Raw genomic sequence first — 18,361 nt, forward strand, 5'->3', positions numbered from 1 at the left:
GCGCTGGTCGCGGCGGAGGGCGGAGGAGTAGCCACCGCGGGGCGGACCCGGTCGGGAGCGTCCAGCTAGGACGGACGCGGCCAGCGCGGTGCACGCCCCCGGTCGGCGTGCACGGAAAGAGATCAGCACCACACCCGCCGGCCGTCAGAGTAACGGCTCGGACCCCGGTCAGCGCGCCGAAGCAATGCGTCCTTTTGGAGGGTGTCGCGGCAAATGCTCGTGAGCGCTTTGGGTCGCCATCGCAGGTCGCCATCGCAGCCCACGCGCTCACGAGACCTGACCTGCGGTCAGTGCGCCTCGAACGGGTAGGCGGGGTCGCCGTCGGCGCCGCCGATACGTTCGCGGTGCCGCGTCGTCGCGTAGGCGTCGCGGTCGATCGGGTAGCGGACGTAGTAGAGGTGGCCCCAGGTGTTGCCGGGGGCGTGGCGCAGGCGGGTGGGGAGCTCGAGCCGCTGGGACAGCATCGGCACCCCGGCGAACACGCCGCCCATGTCGGGCCCGAACGCCATCGAGCCCTCGCCGGCGGGCGGTGTGATCAGCATCCGAGGGCTGGTCGCGACGCCGTGCGACACCTGCGGGTAGTTGAAGAGGCAGGGGAAGACGAAGCTCATCGGCCAGTCGATCAGCGCCGGTTCCCGCTCTTCGAGCGCCTGCCGCAGCGGCACCACGTCCCGGACTGCGGGGCCGCTGACGGTCAGCCACCCCTGGTCGTCGCTGGTGCGGTCCTCGGCGCGCACCCGCACCCGCTCGGCCCCGGCCGGGATCTCGCCGGGCTCGACCGTGAGCAGCCGCCAACCGCGGAAGTTCCGCCAGTCGATCGGCCGGCCGTGAGTCGGGTCGTCGAACGGCAGATCCGTCGGCGGTGGATCACGCAGCTCGCGCGTCGCCACCTGTCGCCCGCCGGCCGTGCCGAACTCCAGGGCCAGCGAGTTGCCCTGCTCGGGCCGACCCGAGACCCACAGCGACAGCGTCTGGTCGCCGGTGAGGCCGGGCAGGCCGAACCAGGCCGAGGTCAGCGAGCCGGTCGTCTGCGGTCCGCCCGTCGTGCTGGTCCAGGCGAACTGGCTCGCCGACGTCGACGCCACCTCGCCCTCGGGTGCCTTCGGGTCGTCGGGCTTCTTCGCCTGCAACGGCTCGCCCGAGCGCTCTTCGCGCAGGTCGGGCTCCTGCGGCGGCGCGCCACCCGCGGTGAAGCCGTCGAGTTCGGCGGTCCCGGCCACCGGCATCAGCCGCTCGGCGATCGGCAGCGTCTCGATCTCGCTCTCCAACCCGCAGCTGTTGGCCCGGATGCTCTGCCAGTTCATCCGGGCGATGGAGAAGCGGTCGCCCATCGTCTGCGGCGCGGCGATGAAAGATCCGATCAGCACCGCCACCGAAGCCAGCGCCGCCAACCCCAGCACCGACGACGGCATGACTGTCCACATGAGACCGCCGGGGCCGGGCTGCTTCGACAGCTTCGTGCGGACCCGGACGAAGCCGAAGGTGAGCACGCCGACCGCCGCACCCGTCGCGAGCCACAGCGCCGGGTTGTCCATCGGCAGGTCGGGCCGGACGGGCATGTCGGACCACGGCATCGCCAGGTTCGACTGCGACGGCCAGGCGTTCGGTCCCATGAACGCCAGGCCCGCGGCCACCGACGCGGCGATCCCACCGAACACGCCGACCAGCCGCGCTTCCCGCTTGGCGTGGTCGAGCCGGCCGACCCGCCCCAGCAGCACGACCGTGACCGCGAGCAGCGCGGAGCCGACCCCGGCGAACGCCCCGAAGTGGTGCGTCCACTTCGACGGCGTCAACCACATCGCCACCAAGACAGCGGCTACGGCGCCGAGCAGCATCGGCAGGTCGGTCAGCCCGGTCCACCGGTGCATCTGCCGCATCGCGCACGCCGCAGCGATCAGCACGGCCGTCACGACGAGGAACACCACCATCCGCTTGCCGGCGGCGCCCCACATGCCCGTGCCGAGCAGGTTCGCGTACCGGTCGAACTCCTGGTACCAGCCGAGGCTGGGCCCGAACTCGTCGTGGATCGCGGTCGCCTGCCGGACTCCGCCCAGCGTCGAGTCGGCGAACATCGCCACCACGCCGACCGATCCCACGCAGCCGAGCAGCACGACGCGCATGGGCACGCTGATCCAACGCGGCAGCGCGCCGCGCTCCACCAGCACCCGGCCGATGCGCGGCGCGAACACGAGCACGGTGATCAGCGCGCTGACGCCGGTCGGCGTGACCGCCACCGTCAGCCCGGCGATCAGCGCGGCGACGCCGAGCCAGAAGTGCGCTGCCCGCGTCCGGGACATCTTCAGCAGGGCCGCGACCAGCGCGGACGTACCGAGCGCGACGAACGGCTCCGGCCGAATGCCCAACCCGAACGGCAGCCAGCAGGCCAGGAAGAACACCGCCGCGAGCAGGTGCAGCGGCAGGCGCCGGGTGCCCCGGCACACCGGCGCGACGATGCCGCGGCTGACGACGATCCAGGTCAGCAGCCCGGCGATCGTGCTGGGCACGCGCAGCCAGGCGGGCGCGAGGCTGTCCGCCGAAACCCACCGCATCAGGTGCTGGACCAGTGTGAACGGGGTTTCGGAGGCGTTGAACCAGCGGTAGTAGTTGCCGATGTCGCCAGCCTCGTCGTAGTTGCGCACGGTCATCATTGCGAAGCCGTCGTCGTCCGTGAGTGGCCCGATGACCAGCCATCCCGCCAGTACCGCGGCGACCGCGGCATCGACCGGCAGGAGCAGCGGACGCAAGCGGATCGCGCCGAATACCGGTGGGGCGTGGACGAACAGCAGGACCAGCGACACGAGCGCGAGCACCAGCGCGGCCGTGATCAGGATGGTCTTGCTGTCGGTCGGCGAGGTGTCGAACCAGGAGAAGGTGCGGGCGGTCACCGACATCCCGGCCAGCTGCGCGGGTTCGAGATCGGTGGCGAAGGTGAAGATCTCCGGCGCGGCCACCCCGGGCAGCACGATCGGTGGTCGGCCGCCCAGGGTCACCACGGATCGCCCGGAGTCCGCGTGGATCGCCAGGTCGCAGGTGCCGGGCGGCAGCGGCACCTGGTGCTGGCCGAGCACGAGCTCGGGTTTCCCGTCGCGGGTGGCCAGGACCAGGCCTTCGCGGGCGCTGCCCGGCGGCAGGGTGGTCAGGACGGTGGTCCGCTCCGGCCGGTCGAGGGCGGCGCGCAGCACCGGGCACGGCACGGACGCGTCGAACGAAGCTGGGCGGTAGGGCGCGAAGAACGCGGTCGTGGACTCGGCACCTGTCCAGCTGACCTCGGTGCGGTCCACCCAGACCGGTGCCAGCGGAAGGGCGAGCGCGCAGCCGAGCCCGACGATGCCGACGCAGCACGCCAGCAGGTGCACCAGCCACTGGCCGAGCCGGGACCGCTTGGGGCGGTCGGCTTCGACGGGCCGCGGTTCGGCCGGCGGATCGAGTTGCGCCGAGCTGCTCCAGTACTTCACCGCGCTCCTCGTAGATCGGAAATGCGTCGCCGGTCATCCTGACGAAACCTGCTCTCGCCGCTGGTGGTGGCGCGCCGAATTCGTCCAGCCGATTGACGATCTGCGTCCCGCGCAGGTTGCCCGCGCGCAGGCAACGTCCAGGGCCGGTTCGGCGTGCATGTGTCGAGCAGACGGGAGTGGCAGGTGGATGTTGCGGAGATCGTGGTGGAACGGCCGGAGCGGGCGCGGGTCAGGGTGCCGGTCTGGCCGCTGGTGGTAGGCGTCGTGTCCGGCGCGGTGTTCTGGGTCGTCCACGGTGCCCTGATCGACGACAGCTACATAACCCTGAGCTACGCCCGGAACCTGGCGTTCCACGGCCATTGGGGGCTGATCGGCGCCGAGGTCTCGAACTCCGCGACCGCCCCGCTGAACGTCCTGGTGCTCGCCGCGGCCATCGAGGTGGTGCGGGAGCCGGTGGTGGCGCTGGGAGTGGTGTTCGTGCTGGCCAACGTCGCGCTCTCGGCGTTCCTCGGCAGCGCGGCGCGGACCAGCGGATTCCCCGGTTGGATCGGGTCGCTGGGAGCGCTGCTGGTCGCGGCGAACCCGCTGGTGCTGTCCACGGTGGGGCTGGAGATGACGCTGGCCTCGGCCCTTCTCGGTCTGCTGCTGCTGGCGGGGGTACGGCGTCGACCGGTGCTGTTCGGCCTCGCCGCCGGATTGCTGGCCCTGACGAGGCTGGATCTCGGCGTGTTCGTGCTGGTGGTGCTGATCGGCCTGCCGAGCCTGTGGCGCGGCTGGTGGCGCTGGCTGCTGACGGCCGCCGCGGTCGCGTTGCCGTGGTTCACCTTTAGCTGATTTTACTTCGGATCGGCGGTCCCGGACACGCTGGTGATCAAGCAGTTGCAGAAGTCCTGGGGCGACTGGGACTTCAGCAACGGGCTGGAGCTTTACCACGAGGCTTTCCCGACAGCGGTGGTGGTTTCGCTGATCCCGGCGGTGCTCGGCCTGGCGTGCCTGCCGGTCGTGTGCGTGCTGCGGGTGTTCCGCCGCGCCGCACTGCTTTGGCCTTGGGCGCTGATCGGTCTCGGCGCCGTCGCGCACTACTACGTCTACACGCGCCTCGGGGTTCCGCCGTACCACTGGTACTACGCTCCGAGCCTGATCGGCCTGTCATTGCTGCTCATCGGCGTTCTCGGCGCGGTCCGGTGGCCCTTCGCGGCTGTGGTGGGGTGTGCGGTGTTCGCCGCGCAGGCGTGGTTCAGCGGGCAGCAGGGGCTGCCGTGGCGCGAAGCGGCGATCACGACGAACTGGGCGACCCCGGCCGACTACGCACGCATCGGCGCCGAACTCGGACGGATCGTCGGCGACCACACCGTTTCCAGCCCAGGCGAAATCGGCGCGCTCGCGTACTACTGCGACTGCGCGATCGTCGACGGGTTCTCGGACCGCGGCTACCTGGCGCCCCAGATCGAGCAGCGCCTGGCCGATGCGACCCCGTTCGTCCGCGCGTTGCTGGAGTTCAACTACCGCCACTTCACCCCGACCGAACCGCGCCCGATCGAGGTCGTCCTCCGCCGCGAGCCCGGCCCCGGCCCGGACCCGCTCTGGGACATCGCCTCGACCTGGGCGGAACCCGCCCACCTGGTCCTGGAACCCGTTTCGGCCGGTCGAGTCCCGTGAGCCATAGAGCCTGTTCCAGGCTCGTCCTGCGTGGCGGGATCGGGTAGCGCCCCCTACGGGAATTACGGCCCCCCTACGGGAATTAAGGCCCGCCTACGGGAATTACGGTCGTCGTCTGGACTCCGTCCTACGCAATTTCCATTGAAATCGCACTTTCGATTTCAATGGAAATTGCGGCCCTCCCCGCCGAGGGCCGGGACACAGGGCGCGTGCAAGGTTGACCTGTCAGGTTTTAGTCGTTTCGGGTAGTAGGTCCGGGAGTCGTACGGGTTTGTGGTTGCCGGCGCGGAGCGCGGGCCGGATGCTGGCTACCGCGAGGTTTTGGGGTGCGTTGCGGGTGCCCGGTGGTGGTGCGGTGGTGGTGGTGGTCTTCGTCGAAGGCCATGTCACGCACCAGGTGAAGGCGATTTGTTGTGCCCAATGCCCTTGAACCAGTTCTGCCGGCTCAGCGGGGCTAGCGGCGAGCTAGCGGAGGTGGGTGGCAGGGTGATCAGGTGGATGGCAGGGCGGTCAGGTAGTCGACCGTTTCGATACCGGCGGCTTTGCAGTCCGGGCGGCGCCAGCGCCGTATATGGATGGCCTGCCGGGCCCCGAGCAGTTCGGTTCGCAGGTTTTCTTCCAGAACAAGGATCTTCCAGGCTGCGGGGCTGCGGGCTGCGGATCCCGGCGTGCCCGCGCCCGCGCCCGCCCACGATTTCCATTGAAATTGCGGAGGTTGTCCACAGGCGTCGGCGTGTCGGGGTGCGACACGCCGACGTTCCGCAAGTTCCATTGAAATCGAAGGTTCGACTTCAATGGAACTTGCGGGGTCGTATCCGCCGAGGCGGACTCGGGTCCAGGGCCGGGTTTTCAGCTGTTGGTGTAGGCCAGACCGGTCGCCTTTGACCGGGAGCAGCCAGCTGGCCTCCACCGCGGTGGAGGCCGAGAACGTCGCCACGGGAGTTCATCGCAGCCACCACGTGTGTTCGGGGGCATGCCGGCCTTCCCCGGTGGGACCGCGGCCCGCGGCCCGCATCGTTTTGCCGTCAGAAGGCGACGACCCTCAGATCAACCTTGCACACGCCCTGGGCCGGGACACAAGCCTGTCCTACCGCAGCTTGCGGGTGCCCGGTGAACTGGCCGCCACCGGGCACCCGTGCATTAGCCGAGCTCAGTTCTTCGGGAAGTCCACCACCGCGCCGGTGTCGCGGTGCCATTCGACGAAGCCGCGCTCGAATTCGCTCGCCCGACCCTGCGGGATGTCGTACTCGCCGGTCACCGGATAACCCAGGTAGGAGCGTTCCCACCCCAGCTGCGACCAGCGGGCGCGGATTCCGCCGTACACCTCGTGCGCGCCGGTCTGCGGTGTCCAGTAGATCGACGCCCCGCCGGTGCCGGTGAAGTGGTTGTACCGGCCTCGCCCGTCCGGCGTGCCCAGCTCGTCCGTGGTCGGGTAGCCGAGGATGCCGGTGGGGCCGCCCAGTTCGACGTAGCGCTGCGCGATCACGCCCTGCAGCGAGTGCGCCCCGGTCTGCGGGCTCCACACGATCCCGGAGAGCAGCCGCCCGTCACCCGAGAACTCGTTGTACCTGCCGACGCCGTCTCCGGCGTCCAGTTCGTCGCTGATCGGGTAGCCCAGCGGGCCGCGCTCCCAACCGGTTGCGGCCCACTTGTCCCGGATCGCGCCCTTGACCGAGGCGACCCCGAATTCGCTCCAGTAGATCGAGGCGCCGTGGCCCTGCGGCGTGATGAAATGGTTGTAGGCGGCGCGCTCGTCCGGTGTCGGGTAGCTGTCCGTGGCGACGTAGCCGAAGCGGTCCTCGCCGAGCGCGCGGTAGTGATCGCGCAGGGCCTCCACGACCAGGTGCGCCCCGGTCCGGGTGGACCAGTAGATCGTGGAGGGGTATTCGCCGGTCGCGTCCCGGAAGACGAAATCGCTGTAGCGGCTGGTGCCGCCGACGGAGCTCAGCTCGTCGGTGACCGGCACGCCGAGGCCTTCGTGCGCGCCGAAGTCCAGGTACCGCTGGAAGATCTGGCCCTGGACGATGGTCACCCCTGTGTCGGGCGTCCAGTAGAAGCGGGCGTTGGTGAAATCTTGCCAGCGAAGGGTGTCGCCCGCGACCACCTCGGCGCGAACCGGGTTGCCGACCTCGGCGCGCAAGGCCGGGGTGAGCGAGTCGTAGCGCCGCTGGATCTCGCCGTCACCGGGTGCGACCGCTGCGGTGGTCGGTTCCGCCGCGGACGTGGTCGGTTCCGCGGCGGTGGTGCCGGCGGTGGTGCCGGCGGTGGTGCCGGGGGTGGGCTCCGCCGGGGTGGTGGCGGGTTCCGATGTCGCCGTTTCCTCCGCGGCGGTGGGCCTTTCGGCCGGTTCCGAGGCGTCGGAGGGCACCTTTTCGCTGGTGGACGGTGTTTCCGGCGCGGTCGTGGTGGTTGCGGTGGTCGGTTCCTCGGGCTGTGCGATTGCCGGTGCGGTCGCGGCCAAGCCGAGTACGGCTGTCGTGGCGGCCACTGCCGCAACGAGACGTTTGACGTTCACTCGTAACCCTTTCGGTCAGGTCACCTGGTGATCGCCGGTGGGAAGGGAAACGTTGCCGGGTGTTACCGATTCGAGTCCTTCGCTCTTTTTGTCCGACAGGTCTGAACCTTCTGCCGCTGTCGGCTATTCAGCCAGGGACGCCCGTCTCGATTCGGGGTGAGCGGTGGATCGGGTCGTGTCGGCGGCGAGGACCGGCGTGGGCATCCAGCTGCGGGTGAACGTTCCGTGGGTCCTCCGGCGATTCAGGCAGATTGGAGGACCCACGGACACGGGCACCCGGTGAACCCCACTTCGCCAGGCATCCGCGCTTCCTCTGCGCGCAGCGCGTCGGGAAGTCACATATTCCAGACGGAACGCCTTCATCGCCCCGTCACCACGATGATCGCCGGAAGGGGACGAAACGTTGCCTGCGGAGCCGAAATTACTCCAACTCCCGAGCGCGGTATGCCCGTGAGTGCTTTCAGGCGCTATAGCACCCAGAACTGATCACGGGCCTTGACCTGCAGAGACGCGGGAAAGCAGAGGGGCCGCCGGAGATGGCTCCGACGGCCCCTTCCGAAACCGATCAGATCGGCAGGCGGCGGAAGATGGCGCGCGGCACGAGCCGCAGGATCGACATCACGAAACGGAACTGCGCGGGGGCGTACACCAGCGGACTGCCCTTGCGGACGCCGTCCACGATCACCTTGGCGACGCTTTCCGGGGTGTTCGCCATCGGCGCGGCCTTCATGCCCGCGGTCAGCTTGGTGTGGGTGAAGTTCGGCCGCACGACAGTCACCTTCACGCCGTGCTCCTCGAGCGCGTAGGTCAGGCCGGTGAAGAACACGTCCAGGCCAGCCTTCGAGGAGCCGTAGACGAAGTTCGACCGCCGCGCGCGCTCACCGGCGGGGGAGGACATCACCGCGACGTTGCCGTGGCCCTGCTTGCGCAGCTTCGCGGCCAGCAGCACGCCCAGCGACACCGGGGCCACGTAGTTGATGTCGGCCACCGCGCGGGTCGCCTCGACATCCGTCCAGCCCTTCTCGTTGTCGCCCTGGATGCCGAAGGCGATCAGCGTGACGTCGACGTCGCCGTCGGCGAACGCCTTGTCGATCACCTCGGCGTGCGTCTCGGGCTTGCGGGCGTCGAACGTCAGGATCGACACCGTGCTGCCGGTCTTGCGCAGCGTCTCGGCGGCCTCGTTCAGGCGCTCCGACTCCTCGGGGCGGTCCGCGAGGATGATCCGCAGCGGGCGGGCCTCGGCGTACTGCTTCGCCGTCGCCAGCGCGATGTCGGAGGTGCCACCGAGCACCAACAGGGATTGGGGATTTCCAACGGCGTCGATCACAGCTCAAGCCTCCGGCTCATGTCTGAGGCGAAAATGCCTTCGGGGTCTACGGATTGGCGGATCTTGCGGAACTCGTCCACGCGCGGGTACATCCGGTGGAACGTCTCCGCCGTGGCCCGCGAGTCCTTCGCGGTGTACAGCCGGCCGCCGATCTCGAGCACCATCTCGTCGAGATCGGTGCATAGTTGGGAAAGGCCCGATTTGATCGGGAAGTCGACGCAAACCATCCAGCCGGGGTGCGGGAACGATAGCGGTGCTCGGTTGCCCTCACCCATCTGCTTGAAGACATTGAGGAACGAGTAGTGCCCGGAGTGCGCGATCTTCAGCAGGATCCGGCGCAGCTCCTCGTGCGCGTTCAGCGGCGTGCTGAACTGGTACTGGAGGAATCCCTTGGAACCGTAGGCCCGGTTCCACTCGCCGAACATGTCCAGCGGGTGGTAGAAGGCGGTCAGGTTTTCCACCACGCCGAGCTTGCGCTTGGGTGACTTGCGGAACCACGCCTCACCGAGAGCGCTGAAGGTCAGCTTGTTGGCCAGCCCGTTGGGGAACACGTCGGGCAGCGTCGCCAGCTTGGGTGCGTCGAACTTAAGCGGGTTCGCACGCAGCTTCGGAGGCAGGTCGTCCAGTTTGGCCAGCGAGCCGCGGCTGAACGCGGCGCGGCCCAGCTTGGCACCGGTGGAGATGGCGTCGAACCACCCCGAGGAGTACGTGTAGTCGTCCTCGGAGCCGTTGCTGACCAGTTCGAGCGTCTCGTCGAGGTTGTCGGTGCGCTCGAGGTCGGCCACGAAGTACGCGGTCTCGGTCCGGGTCATCCTGATCTTGGCTCGAACGATGATGCCGGTGAGGCCGATGCCCGCGACGGTCGCCCAGAACAGCTCCGATTCGGGGCCGTCCGGCGTCACCGTCCGGACTTGCCCGTCCGCGGTGATCAGGTCCATCGACACCACGTGGTTGCCGAAACTGCCTGCGCTGTGGTGGTTCTTGCCGTGGATGTCGTTTGCGATCGCGCCGCCGATGGTCACCTGGCGGGTGCCCGGCAGCACCGGGACCCACAAGCCGTAGGGCAGCGCGGCCTTCATCAGCTGGTCCAGGCTGACGCCGGCGTCCACGTCCACGATCGCGGTGTCCGGGTCGATGGCGTGGATCTGGTTCAGCGGGGTCATGTCGATGACCACACCACCGGCGTTCTGCGCGACATCGCCGTAGCTGCGGCCCAGGCCGCGGGCGAGGACGCCGCGCTCGTCGGCGGTGCGCACCGCCTCGGCGATCTTCTCGACGTCGGCGGTGCTCAGCACGCGCGCCCGCGTCGGCGCTGTGCGACCCCAGCCGCAGAGTTCCTTGGTTTCGGACGCCGCAGTCATCAGAGGCTCAGCCTCCGGGAGAGGTCGGAGTGGAAGATGCCCTCCGGGTCGACCGCGGCGCGGATCTTGCGCCACTCGTCGATCCGCGGGTACATCTGCTCGATCATCTCGGCCGAGGTGCGGGACTCCTTGGCCAGGTACAGCCGGCCACCCGCGTTCAGCACCATCTCGTCGAGCTCCTGACACAGCCGGTCCAGGCCCGGGGTGATCGGGATGTCGACGGTCAGCGTCCAGCCCTTGCGGGGGAACGACATCGGCGCCTGATTGCCCTCGCCGAAGGTCTTGAGCACGTTCAGGAACGACACGTGGCCCGACGCGCTGATCTTGTCGATCGAGCGGCGGAACATCGCCTCCTGCCCGAACGGCACCATGAACTGGTACTGCAGGAAGCCGTTGGGGCCGTAGACCCGGTTCCACTCGCCGACCAGGTCGAGCGGGTGGAAGAACTGGGTGATGTTCTGCACCATGCCGAACTTCGTCGGCGCCTTGCGATACCAGACCTCGTTGAACGCGGTGATGGTCAACTTGTTGACCAGGCCGTTGGGAAAGATCGGCGGGGCGGTCATCAGCTGCGGCGCGTTGAACTTCAGCGGGTCCTTGCGCAGCTTCTTCGGCAGGTCCTCGACGCGGGCCGAGTTGCCGCGGGTGAGCAGCGCGCGGCCCAGCTTGTCGCCGCGGGCCAGCGAGTCGAACCAGGCGACGGAGTAGACGTAGTTGTCGTCCGAGCCGTCGGTGAAGTGCTCGATCAGCTCGTCGAGGTTCTTCGTCTGCACGTTGTCGACCAGGAAGTACGCGGTCTCGACGCGCTTGAGCTTGATCGTCGCGCTGATGATGATGCCGGTGAGTCCCATGCCGCCGACCGTGGCCCAGAACAGCTCGGAGCCCTCGCCGTCCGGGGTCAGCGTGCGGACCTCGCCGTCGGCGGTGAGCAGGTCCAGCGACAGCACGTGGCTGCCGAACGAGCCCTGCGAGTGGTGGTTCTTGCCGTGGATGTCCGAACCGATCGCGCCACCGACGGTGACCTGCCGGGTGCCCGGCAGCACCGGGATCCACAGCCCGTAGGGCAGCAGCCGGCGCATCAGCGTGTCCAGCGACACGCCAGCGTCCACGACCACCGTCGCGTTGTCCACGTCGATCTGGTGCACCCGGTCGAGGGCGGTCATGTCGATGACGGTGCCGCCCGCGTTCTGCGACGGGTCGCCGTAGCTGCGGCCCAGACCGCGGGCGATGACGCCCCGTTCACCGGCCTCTCGGACCGCTTTGGCGATCGCCTCGACGTCCGAGGTGCTGACGACGTGCGCCCTGGTCGGCGCGGTGCGCCCCCAGCCGGTCAGCGTCTGAAGCTCGTCCTTTACCGATCCCACCCAGCCGAGTCTATCCGCGTTGACGTGGCAGATACCGGCGGGTACATCCGGTCCCCGGCGGTGTGTGATGCGTCATCGCTACACTCGCTTGGGACGTTCGCGGAGTTCGATCTCCCACGTCTTCGGCGTCTAGCCGGGTGCCCCAGGTGCCGAATGCCCTGTCGTCGGATCCCGAGGTGAACCAGTGGCCGTGGCCGAACCCGCAGCCCAGACCGAACCGAAGCGCCTAGGCGTCTTGAACCAGCTGTTCCGCTTCATCGTCATCGGCGGCGGCTGCGCGATCATCGACTTCGGCACCTACTCGCTGATGTTGGGTGTGTTCGGTTGGCCGGTGTGGCTGTCCAGGGGGATCAGCTTCGTCCTCGGGACTTCCGCGTCGTACGTGATCAACCGGAAGCTCACCTTCCACGGTGCGAGCACCGGGAACACGAGGGCGAAGGCCGGTGCCTTCGCCCTCGTCTACATCGTCACGTTCTTCGTGAACTGGGGCACCAACCAGCTGCTGGTCATGCTCACGGGCGCCGAAGGCACCCCGTGGATGATCACCGCCTGCTGGATCGCCGGGCAGGGCCTGGGCACGCTGATCAACTTCGTGATGCTCAAGTGGGTCGTCTTCCGCGAGTGACCCACAAGGCTCCCTGTCGCCGCCCGGCTCCCCCCGTGGTCCGCAATTTCAATGGAAATCAGAGGTCCGATTTCCATTGAAATTGGGGGAGTTATCCACAGCCGTCGGCGTGTCGGGGTCCGACACGCCGATGTTCCGCGATTTCCATTGAAATTGCGGGGAGAACCGGTGCCCTGAGGCGTTGCGTCGGAACGGGTCGTCTCGACGTGCGCCGTGGCCACGTGCGCGAAGTTCACCGCGAAGCGGCCGTCGTCGGCGGTCGTGAGCGACTTCGTCTGGCCGTTGGCCATCAGGTCGGCGAGCACGTCGCGGAGCGCATCGGCCTCGGCCGGGGCCAGCGCGATGTGCAGCGGCTGGCTGACGCCGGCGAGGTGCAGCACGAGTCCCGGTCGCGTTTCGGGCATCGGATCTCCCAATCGCAGGGTGACGGGTTCCTTGCGCCGCAAGGACTTCTCCGTCCAGCGCAGCACGAACCGGCCGTCCCGGCACCGGATTTCACCCTCAGCGGACCCCGGAACCCCCGCCCACCGGCCGTTTTCGCTCACGGCGTACCCCAGCACCCCCAGCGGCGACCGAAAAACGACGAGGGGCGCCCGCGACCAGGTCGCGGGCGCCCCTCGCGCTGCGGGCTACTGCTCGGGTTCTTCCTCCGGGGGTTCGAAGGCCTTGACGTCGTTGCGGTCGTCGCTGTTCGGGACGTCGCCCGGCAGGTGCACCGTCTTCGACAGCGGACCCGGCGTCCAGGTGCCCCAGTGCGTCTCCTCGTGCACGTCCATCGCCGCCTGCGCGGGCAGTGCGTCCGGCTCGTACGGGTCGACCGCGTACAGCGAGCCCCAGTCCCGGTGGATGTTGTTCTTCAGGTAGGTCGGGAGCTCCCGCATGCTGGTCGCCACGTTGAGCCAGCCGAACGGTCCACCCGCGTCCGGCGACGACCAGCCCTGCCCGATGTCGCGCACCTCGGCGCCGGCCGCCACCCGGAACTTCGGGATCTCGGCGATGCCGTGGTGCACGCCCGGCAGCTGCAGGCACGGGTTCACCAGGGCGGCGGTCCACTCCACGAACGTCGGCTGATCCCCGACGAAGTCGGTCATGTTCACCAGCTGCGGCGCCCGCGGCGCGCTCACCGCGACCCAGCCGTTCGGGCCCAGCGAGTTGTCGATGGCCACCACCCGCATTTTGATGGCGTCTTTGGACTTGTCGCCGAGGGTGAACCGGAAGTCTCGCCACGCCGGGCCGGGCTGCTGCACCACGTACTTGCGCTCGGTGATCAGGAAGCCGTTGTCGGTGTCGTGGCCGAACTCCAGCGCCACCGAGTTCGCGCCCAGCTCCGCGCCGGCCAGCGAGAGCACCACCGGCACCTCGCCGGTCTTCGCCCGATCCGGCAGGTCGTACCACTGGGTGCGCAGCTCACCGGTGCCGACGCCGGCCGCGTCGTAGCTGCCCCACACCGGCGCGTTGTCGTTGCCGAACTGGTGCGGCGGCTTCCAGTCGGGTTCCTGCATGTCGGAGCCGTCGCCGGGCGGCAGGCCGGGCCGGTTGAAGCCGACCATCTTGGCCCGCATGTACTGGTCGGCGTCCTCCTTGCCCTCCAGCCGCTTCGGCGGGACGCCGATGTCCTTGTCCTCCGACGGCGCCGCCTTGCCCGGCTGGTCGCCGGACACCCGCAGCATGCCGGACTGCGGGTTCGTCTCCACATAGACGTAGTCGGACAGCCCGCAGCTGGAGCCGACGATCTGCCTGATGTTGTCCGCGCCGAGGCTGTAGCTGCCCCACTGCTTCTGGATGACCTTGCCGAAGTTGGCGAGCTCGAACAGCACCAGCAGCGCGCACAGGATCGACAGCGGCGCGGTGCCCAGCCGCAGCGCGCGGCTGCGCTTCTCCTCGCGGCCGAAGCGCTCCTCGACGACCTTCGGGTTGTTCTCGTCGATGCGCAGGTGCTCGATGAACGCGACGATCAGCGCGATCCCGGCGATGCCCAGGAAGACCGTGCTCAGTTCGTGGCCGCTGATCTGCGGCGGCATGTTGAACCAGGGCACGCCCCAGCCCGAGACGTACCACCAGGCGTTGGGTCCGGTGGCCGCGAACGCCAGGATCACCATGAGCATCGCGACGAACGCCGCGCGGTTGCGCTTGGACCGCAGCACGGTGCTGCTTGTGGCCAGCGCCGTCAGCGCGGCCAGCGCGCCGCCGAACGCGGCGAAGATGCCGAAGTGGTGGGACCACTTGGTGGGGGTCAGGACCAGCACCACGAAGGACAGCGCGGTGACCGCGAGCAGCCGTCGGCTCGGCCCGAGCGCGGCGCCCCGGATGCGGCCCCGCCGCAGCAGCACCACGGCGCAGGTCGTCAGGCACAGCATGACCAGCAGCACCGGGAACCGGCGGGTCATCGAGCCGTCCGGCGTCTGGCTGAACAGCAGGTTGTAGCGGCTGAGCTCCTCGTACCAGCTCTGGCTCGGGCCGAGTTCGGTGCGCAGTGCGGTCGCGTCCATGACCGACTGCCAGGTCTGGTCGGCGAACACCAGCGTCAGGATCACGAACCCGGAGGCCGCGATCGGGGCCAGCACCGGCACCCAGCCGAACTCCTGAGCCCGCTTGCGCACCAGCCGGAACAGCGGCTTCAACGCCGCCACGAACGGCAGCACGGACACCATGCCGTGCGGGTTCGCGCCGACCGACAGCGCCGCGACGACCAGCCCCAGCGCGGCGGGCATCAGCCGCCCGGTGGCCACCGAGCGCTCGACCGCGCACAGCGCCAGCAGCGAGAACAGCACCACGACCGGCTCGGGCCGCAGGCCGTTGTCGTAGGGCAGCCAGAACGCCAGGAACACCGCGGCGGCGGCCCAGCCTGCGGCGTTGCTGCGCCGCACCTGCTGGCCGAGCCGCGGCAGCACCTCGCGGCTGATCAACAGCCAGCTCACGATGCCCATCAGCAGCGCGGGCAACCGCACCCACGGCGTCGCCGTCGACACCTGCACCCACAGCGCGTACAGCTCGTAGAACCAGCCGAACGGCGCTTCGGGCACGCCGAACCAGCGGAAGTAGTTGCTGATGTAGCCGAAGCTCTCGCGCGCCCGCGCGATGGTCAGGATGTAGCCGTCGTCCGAGGTCATCGCGCCGACGACCCACCAGACGACCAGCGCGCCGATCACCGACACGTCGCGGAACGTCGGCTTCCACCAGCCGGCCGGGGCCCACTTCGGCGGGCGGCGACCGGCCCGCACGTCCAACCGCCGCAGGCAGATCAGCGAGCCGATGAACGCCAGCACCGCGAGCACGATCACCGCGAGCTTGAGCGTGGTCGCCTGGCTCTCGTAGCGGTTGTCGACGCGGGCCTCGAAGGACACGCCGCGCACGTCGTCGATGCCGTCGTTGAGGCCGGAGTAGATGCCGGTCAGCTGCGGGCGCTGGTCGCCGCGGAGGTTCGCCAACGTCTCGGTGCCGACGCTGGCCGTGGTGCTGAAGGCGTCGGAGCGCAGCGAGAGCGAGCAGTCATCCGCGGGCAGCGGCACCGTGCCCACCTGCTGGCCCTTGGTCAGCATCGTCAGGTGGCCGTTGTCGGCCTGCAGCGTGAGGCCGGTCAGCTTGCCGTAGTCCGACGACGGCGGGTTCGTGCTCAGCAGCGTGGCCGGGCCGTTGGTGCGGGCGTCCAGGCTGCGCACGGCCGCGCACGGGATCTCGGCGTTCAGCCACACCGGGGAGTAGCTGACCAACGGCGCCGACACCGACTTGGTGCCTTCCGCCGTCGGCCATTTCAGGGTCGTGATGTCGTAGTTGACCGGAAGGAAGGGCACGGCCAATGCGAGCACCGTGCCGAGCAGCCCGAAGACCGTCGCGAACAGCTTCAGCCGTTTGGCCGACGGTTGTCGGTGATTCGTCTCGATGCGCGCCGAAGCGTCGTCCGTTCGGCGGCTTTCTTCCTGGCCACTGAGCACGGGCCGAGGATAGTAGTTGCTGGTCCGGGCCCTTTCGCGGCATTCGACGGCTGTGTAAATGAACACTTCGTGCAACGCCGTGAGCTGCGATCTCAGGAAATTCTCAGGCCGTTCTCAGTTTTCCCGTGACAATGCGGTGACCAATTCGGTCGGGCTTGGAACTCGGGAGCTGTCCAGCCGCACTGGCGCGTCAGCAAGCGGCGAAGCCGACTTTCTCTTTTCATCACGTACACAACTCGCACCGCCGCGGGTTCTCAGCGGTCGTCTCGCGAGGACAGCCCCGATGCCGCGTATTGGTCATACGTAAGTCGGGGATCCCGCAGTCGAGACGACCGCTGAGGTTCCGCTACCCGCACCGCTACGCAAAACGAGTTGATCCATTCTTTCGTCAGCGGCGGTAGAACTTTTCCTGTTGGCCTTGGCGGAGCAGTCGCAGCCATTCCTTGAATGCCTTCGGGTCGCGCTTTTGCCCCACGAAGTACAGGCCGAAGCGGAGCACTTCCAGCGCGCCGATCTTACGCATCCCCGGCTGCGACAGCAGGTAACCGCGGTTGCGGTAGGTGTAGTAGCGCTTCGCCGCGTCCGACGGGTCCTGGGCGTGGAACCGGCCGCCCAGCATCGGCTTGAACTCCGCCGAACCGTCCGGATGCAGGAACCGGGTGCGCAGCGTGGTGCCGAACGGCAGGCCGGAGCGCACCACCCGGCGGTGCACCTCCACCTCGTCGCCTCGGAAGAACAGCCGGTAGTCCGGCACACCCACCACGTCCAGCGTCGAGGCGCGGAACAGCGCGCCGTTGAACAGCGACGCGATGCCCGGCAGGAAGTCGCCGTCGCCGAGCTCGCTGACCCGGCGCTTCCAGGTCAGGCCGCGGCGCAGCGGGAACGCCAGCTTGTCCGGGGTGTCGATGTTGACCACCACCGGCGACACCGCGGCCAGCCGCCGCTGCTTGGCGACCTCCAGCAGCGTCGCGAGCGCGTGCTCGTCGGCGGGGCGGCCGTCGTCGTCGCCCAGCCACACCCACTCCGCGCCCAGCGACAGCGCGTGCAGCATGCCGAGCGCGAAACCGCCGGCGCCGCCGAGGTTGCGCTGCGAGACGAGGTAGGTCGACGGGATCGGGCAGTCCGCCACCACGTCCTGCGCGGGCTGGTCCGGACCGTTGTCGACCACCACCAGGTGATCGGGCAGCCTCGTCTGGCTCGCGATGACTTTCAGGGACTCGGCCAGCAGCTCGCGACGGTGCCTGGTGACGATCACCGCGACTACGGACCCGGCAGGCAGCTGCTGTGCGGAGTCGGTGCTCATGAGCCTTCTTTGCTCCCGGTCGTGGCCGCGGATTCGCCGATCCGGGCCAGGGTTTCCTCACTGAGGTGCTCGAAGGGGTCGTAGCCCTTGTAGTGCGTCAGCACTTCGCGCAGCGATCCCTGCTCCCGCATCCCGCCCTTGTCCATCCAGATGGCGGTGCTGCACAGCTCGATCAGGAACTCGTCGGAGTGCGAGGCGAAGACCAGGATGCCCGATCGCTTGACGAGGTTGTTGAGCCGGTCCCGCGCCTTCTCCAGGAACTCCGCGTCGACGGCGCCGATGCCCTCGTCGAGGATCAGGATCTCCGGGTCGATCGAGGTCACGACGCCCAGCGCCAGCCGCACCCGCATACCGGTGGAGTAGGTGCGCAGCGGCATCGCCAGGTAGTCGCCGAGCTCGGTGAACTCGGCGATCTCGTCGATCCGCTTCTCCATCTCCTTGCGGTTCATGCCGAGGAACAGGCCGCGGATAATGATGTTCTCGTACCCGGAGATCTCCGGGTCCATGCCGACACCGAGGTCGAACACCGGGGCGACCTTGCCGACCACCCGCGCGCTGCCGCGGGTGGGTTCGTAGATGCCGCTGAGCAGGCGCAGCAGCGTCGACTTGCCCGCCCCGTTGTGTCCGACGAGGGCGACCCGGTCGCCATGCCGCAGCGACAGGTTGATGTCGTGCAGCGCCTCGATGATCGGCACCCGGCTGTCGGTGCCGATCTTGCCGCCCGCCTTGCCGAGCACGGCCTTCTTCAGCGAGCGGGACTTCGCGTCGAAGATCGGGAAGTCGACCGCTGCATTCCAGACGTCAATGCTGACCACGGTTG

12 protein-coding genes are annotated in these 18,361 nt (G+C 68.8%); 3 read left to right on the forward strand and 9 right to left on the reverse strand.

From position 1 onward, the window contains the following. Positions 1 to 287: 287 nt before the first annotated feature. Entirely contained in the window at positions 288 to 3,455 is a 3,168-nt protein-coding gene (locus ACRXBZ_RS20515; RefSeq protein ID WP_433880467.1) for an arabinosyltransferase domain-containing protein, read from the reverse strand. Positions 3,456 to 3,638: 183 nt separating this feature from the next. Here ACRXBZ_RS20515 and ACRXBZ_RS20520 point away from each other — a divergent pair, with 183 nt between their 5' ends. Together ACRXBZ_RS20520 and ACRXBZ_RS20525 are read left to right on the forward strand one after the other, a co-directional pair. Then, a complete protein-coding gene (locus ACRXBZ_RS20520; RefSeq protein ID WP_433880468.1) occupies positions 3,639 to 4,289 on the forward strand; it encodes a hypothetical protein in 651 nt (216 codons plus the stop codon). 33 nt (positions 4,290 to 4,322) lie between these two features. After that, positions 4,323 to 5,114 (forward strand): hypothetical protein, encoded by a 792-nt coding sequence (locus tag ACRXBZ_RS20525; protein WP_433880469.1) that lies wholly within the window; start codon positions 4,323 to 4,325, stop codon positions 5,112 to 5,114. A gap of 490 nt (positions 5,115 to 5,604) precedes the next feature. Here ACRXBZ_RS20525 and ACRXBZ_RS20530 read toward each other — a convergent pair whose 3' ends face one another. The 5 genes from ACRXBZ_RS20530 to dprE1 (ACRXBZ_RS20550) all read right to left on the reverse strand — a co-directional run bounded on the left by ACRXBZ_RS20530 (position 5,605) and on the right by dprE1 (ACRXBZ_RS20550) (position 11,681). Beyond that, complete coding sequence (locus ACRXBZ_RS20530) at positions 5,605 to 6,051, reverse strand: hypothetical protein (protein ID WP_433880470.1); 447 nt, start codon at positions 6,049 to 6,051, stop codon at positions 5,605 to 5,607. 213 nt (positions 6,052 to 6,264) lie between these two features. Further along, positions 6,265 to 7,629: a hypothetical protein gene (locus tag ACRXBZ_RS20535; RefSeq protein ID WP_433880471.1), complete on the reverse strand. Its 1,365-nt coding sequence runs from the start codon at positions 7,627 to 7,629 to the stop codon at positions 6,265 to 6,267. A 565-nt stretch (positions 7,630 to 8,194) separates the two neighbouring features. Continuing rightward, positions 8,195 to 8,956, reverse strand: coding sequence for a decaprenylphospho-beta-D-erythro-pentofuranosid-2-ulose 2-reductase (gene dprE2 / locus ACRXBZ_RS20540; RefSeq protein ID WP_433880472.1), 762 nt, complete (start codon positions 8,954 to 8,956; stop codon positions 8,195 to 8,197). Next, positions 8,953 to 10,317, reverse strand: a complete 1,365-nt coding sequence (gene dprE1, locus ACRXBZ_RS20545) for a decaprenylphosphoryl-beta-D-ribose oxidase (protein WP_433880473.1) — start codon at positions 10,315 to 10,317, stop codon at positions 8,953 to 8,955. The genes dprE2 and dprE1 (ACRXBZ_RS20545) overlap by 4 nt, the downstream gene beginning before the upstream one ends. Further along, positions 10,317 to 11,681, reverse strand: a complete 1,365-nt coding sequence (gene dprE1 / locus ACRXBZ_RS20550; protein WP_433880474.1) for a decaprenylphosphoryl-beta-D-ribose oxidase — start codon at positions 11,679 to 11,681, stop codon at positions 10,317 to 10,319. Before dprE1 (ACRXBZ_RS20550) ends, dprE1 (ACRXBZ_RS20545) begins: the two co-directional genes overlap by 1 nt. A 184-nt stretch (positions 11,682 to 11,865) precedes the next feature. On the opposite strand from dprE1 (ACRXBZ_RS20550), the gene ACRXBZ_RS20555 reads away from it, so the two are divergent. Next, positions 11,866 to 12,306: a GtrA family protein gene (locus ACRXBZ_RS20555; protein ID WP_168586074.1), complete on the forward strand. Its 441-nt coding sequence runs from the start codon at positions 11,866 to 11,868 to the stop codon at positions 12,304 to 12,306. Positions 12,307 to 12,935: 629 nt separating this feature from the next. Here the strand turns inward: ACRXBZ_RS20555 and ACRXBZ_RS20560 are convergent. The 3 genes from ACRXBZ_RS20560 to wzt form a co-directional block, all read right to left on the reverse strand. Beyond that, positions 12,936 to 16,238, reverse strand: a complete 3,303-nt coding sequence (locus tag ACRXBZ_RS20560; protein WP_433883927.1) for an arabinosyltransferase domain-containing protein — start codon at positions 16,236 to 16,238, stop codon at positions 12,936 to 12,938. Positions 16,239 to 16,626: 388 nt separating this feature from the next. Next, positions 16,627 to 17,541 (reverse strand): galactofuranosyltransferase GlfT1, encoded by a 915-nt coding sequence (gene glfT1 / locus ACRXBZ_RS20565; RefSeq protein WP_168586075.1) that lies wholly within the window; start codon positions 17,539 to 17,541, stop codon positions 16,627 to 16,629. Beyond that, positions 17,538 to 18,356 (reverse strand): galactan export ABC transporter ATP-binding subunit Wzt/RfbE, encoded by an 819-nt coding sequence (gene wzt / locus ACRXBZ_RS20570; RefSeq protein WP_433880475.1) that lies wholly within the window; start codon positions 18,354 to 18,356, stop codon positions 17,538 to 17,540. The genes glfT1 and wzt overlap by 4 nt, the downstream gene beginning before the upstream one ends. Between the last annotated feature and the right edge of the window lie 5 nt (positions 18,357 to 18,361).

This window comes from Saccharopolyspora hattusasensis, from assembly GCF_050972075.1.
Taxonomy (GTDB): Bacteria; Actinomycetota; Actinomycetes; order Mycobacteriales; family Pseudonocardiaceae; genus Saccharopolyspora; species Saccharopolyspora hattusasensis.

Excerpts from the sequence above, each read along its gene's own strand:
- dprE1 (WP_433880473.1), bottom strand. The coding sequence starts at position 10,317 with ATGACTGCGGCGTCCGAAACCAAGGAACTCTGCGGCTGGGGTCGCACA.
- glfT1 (WP_168586075.1), bottom strand. The coding sequence starts at position 17,541 with ATGAGCACCGACTCCGCACAGCAGCTGCCTGCCGGGTCCGTAGTCGCG.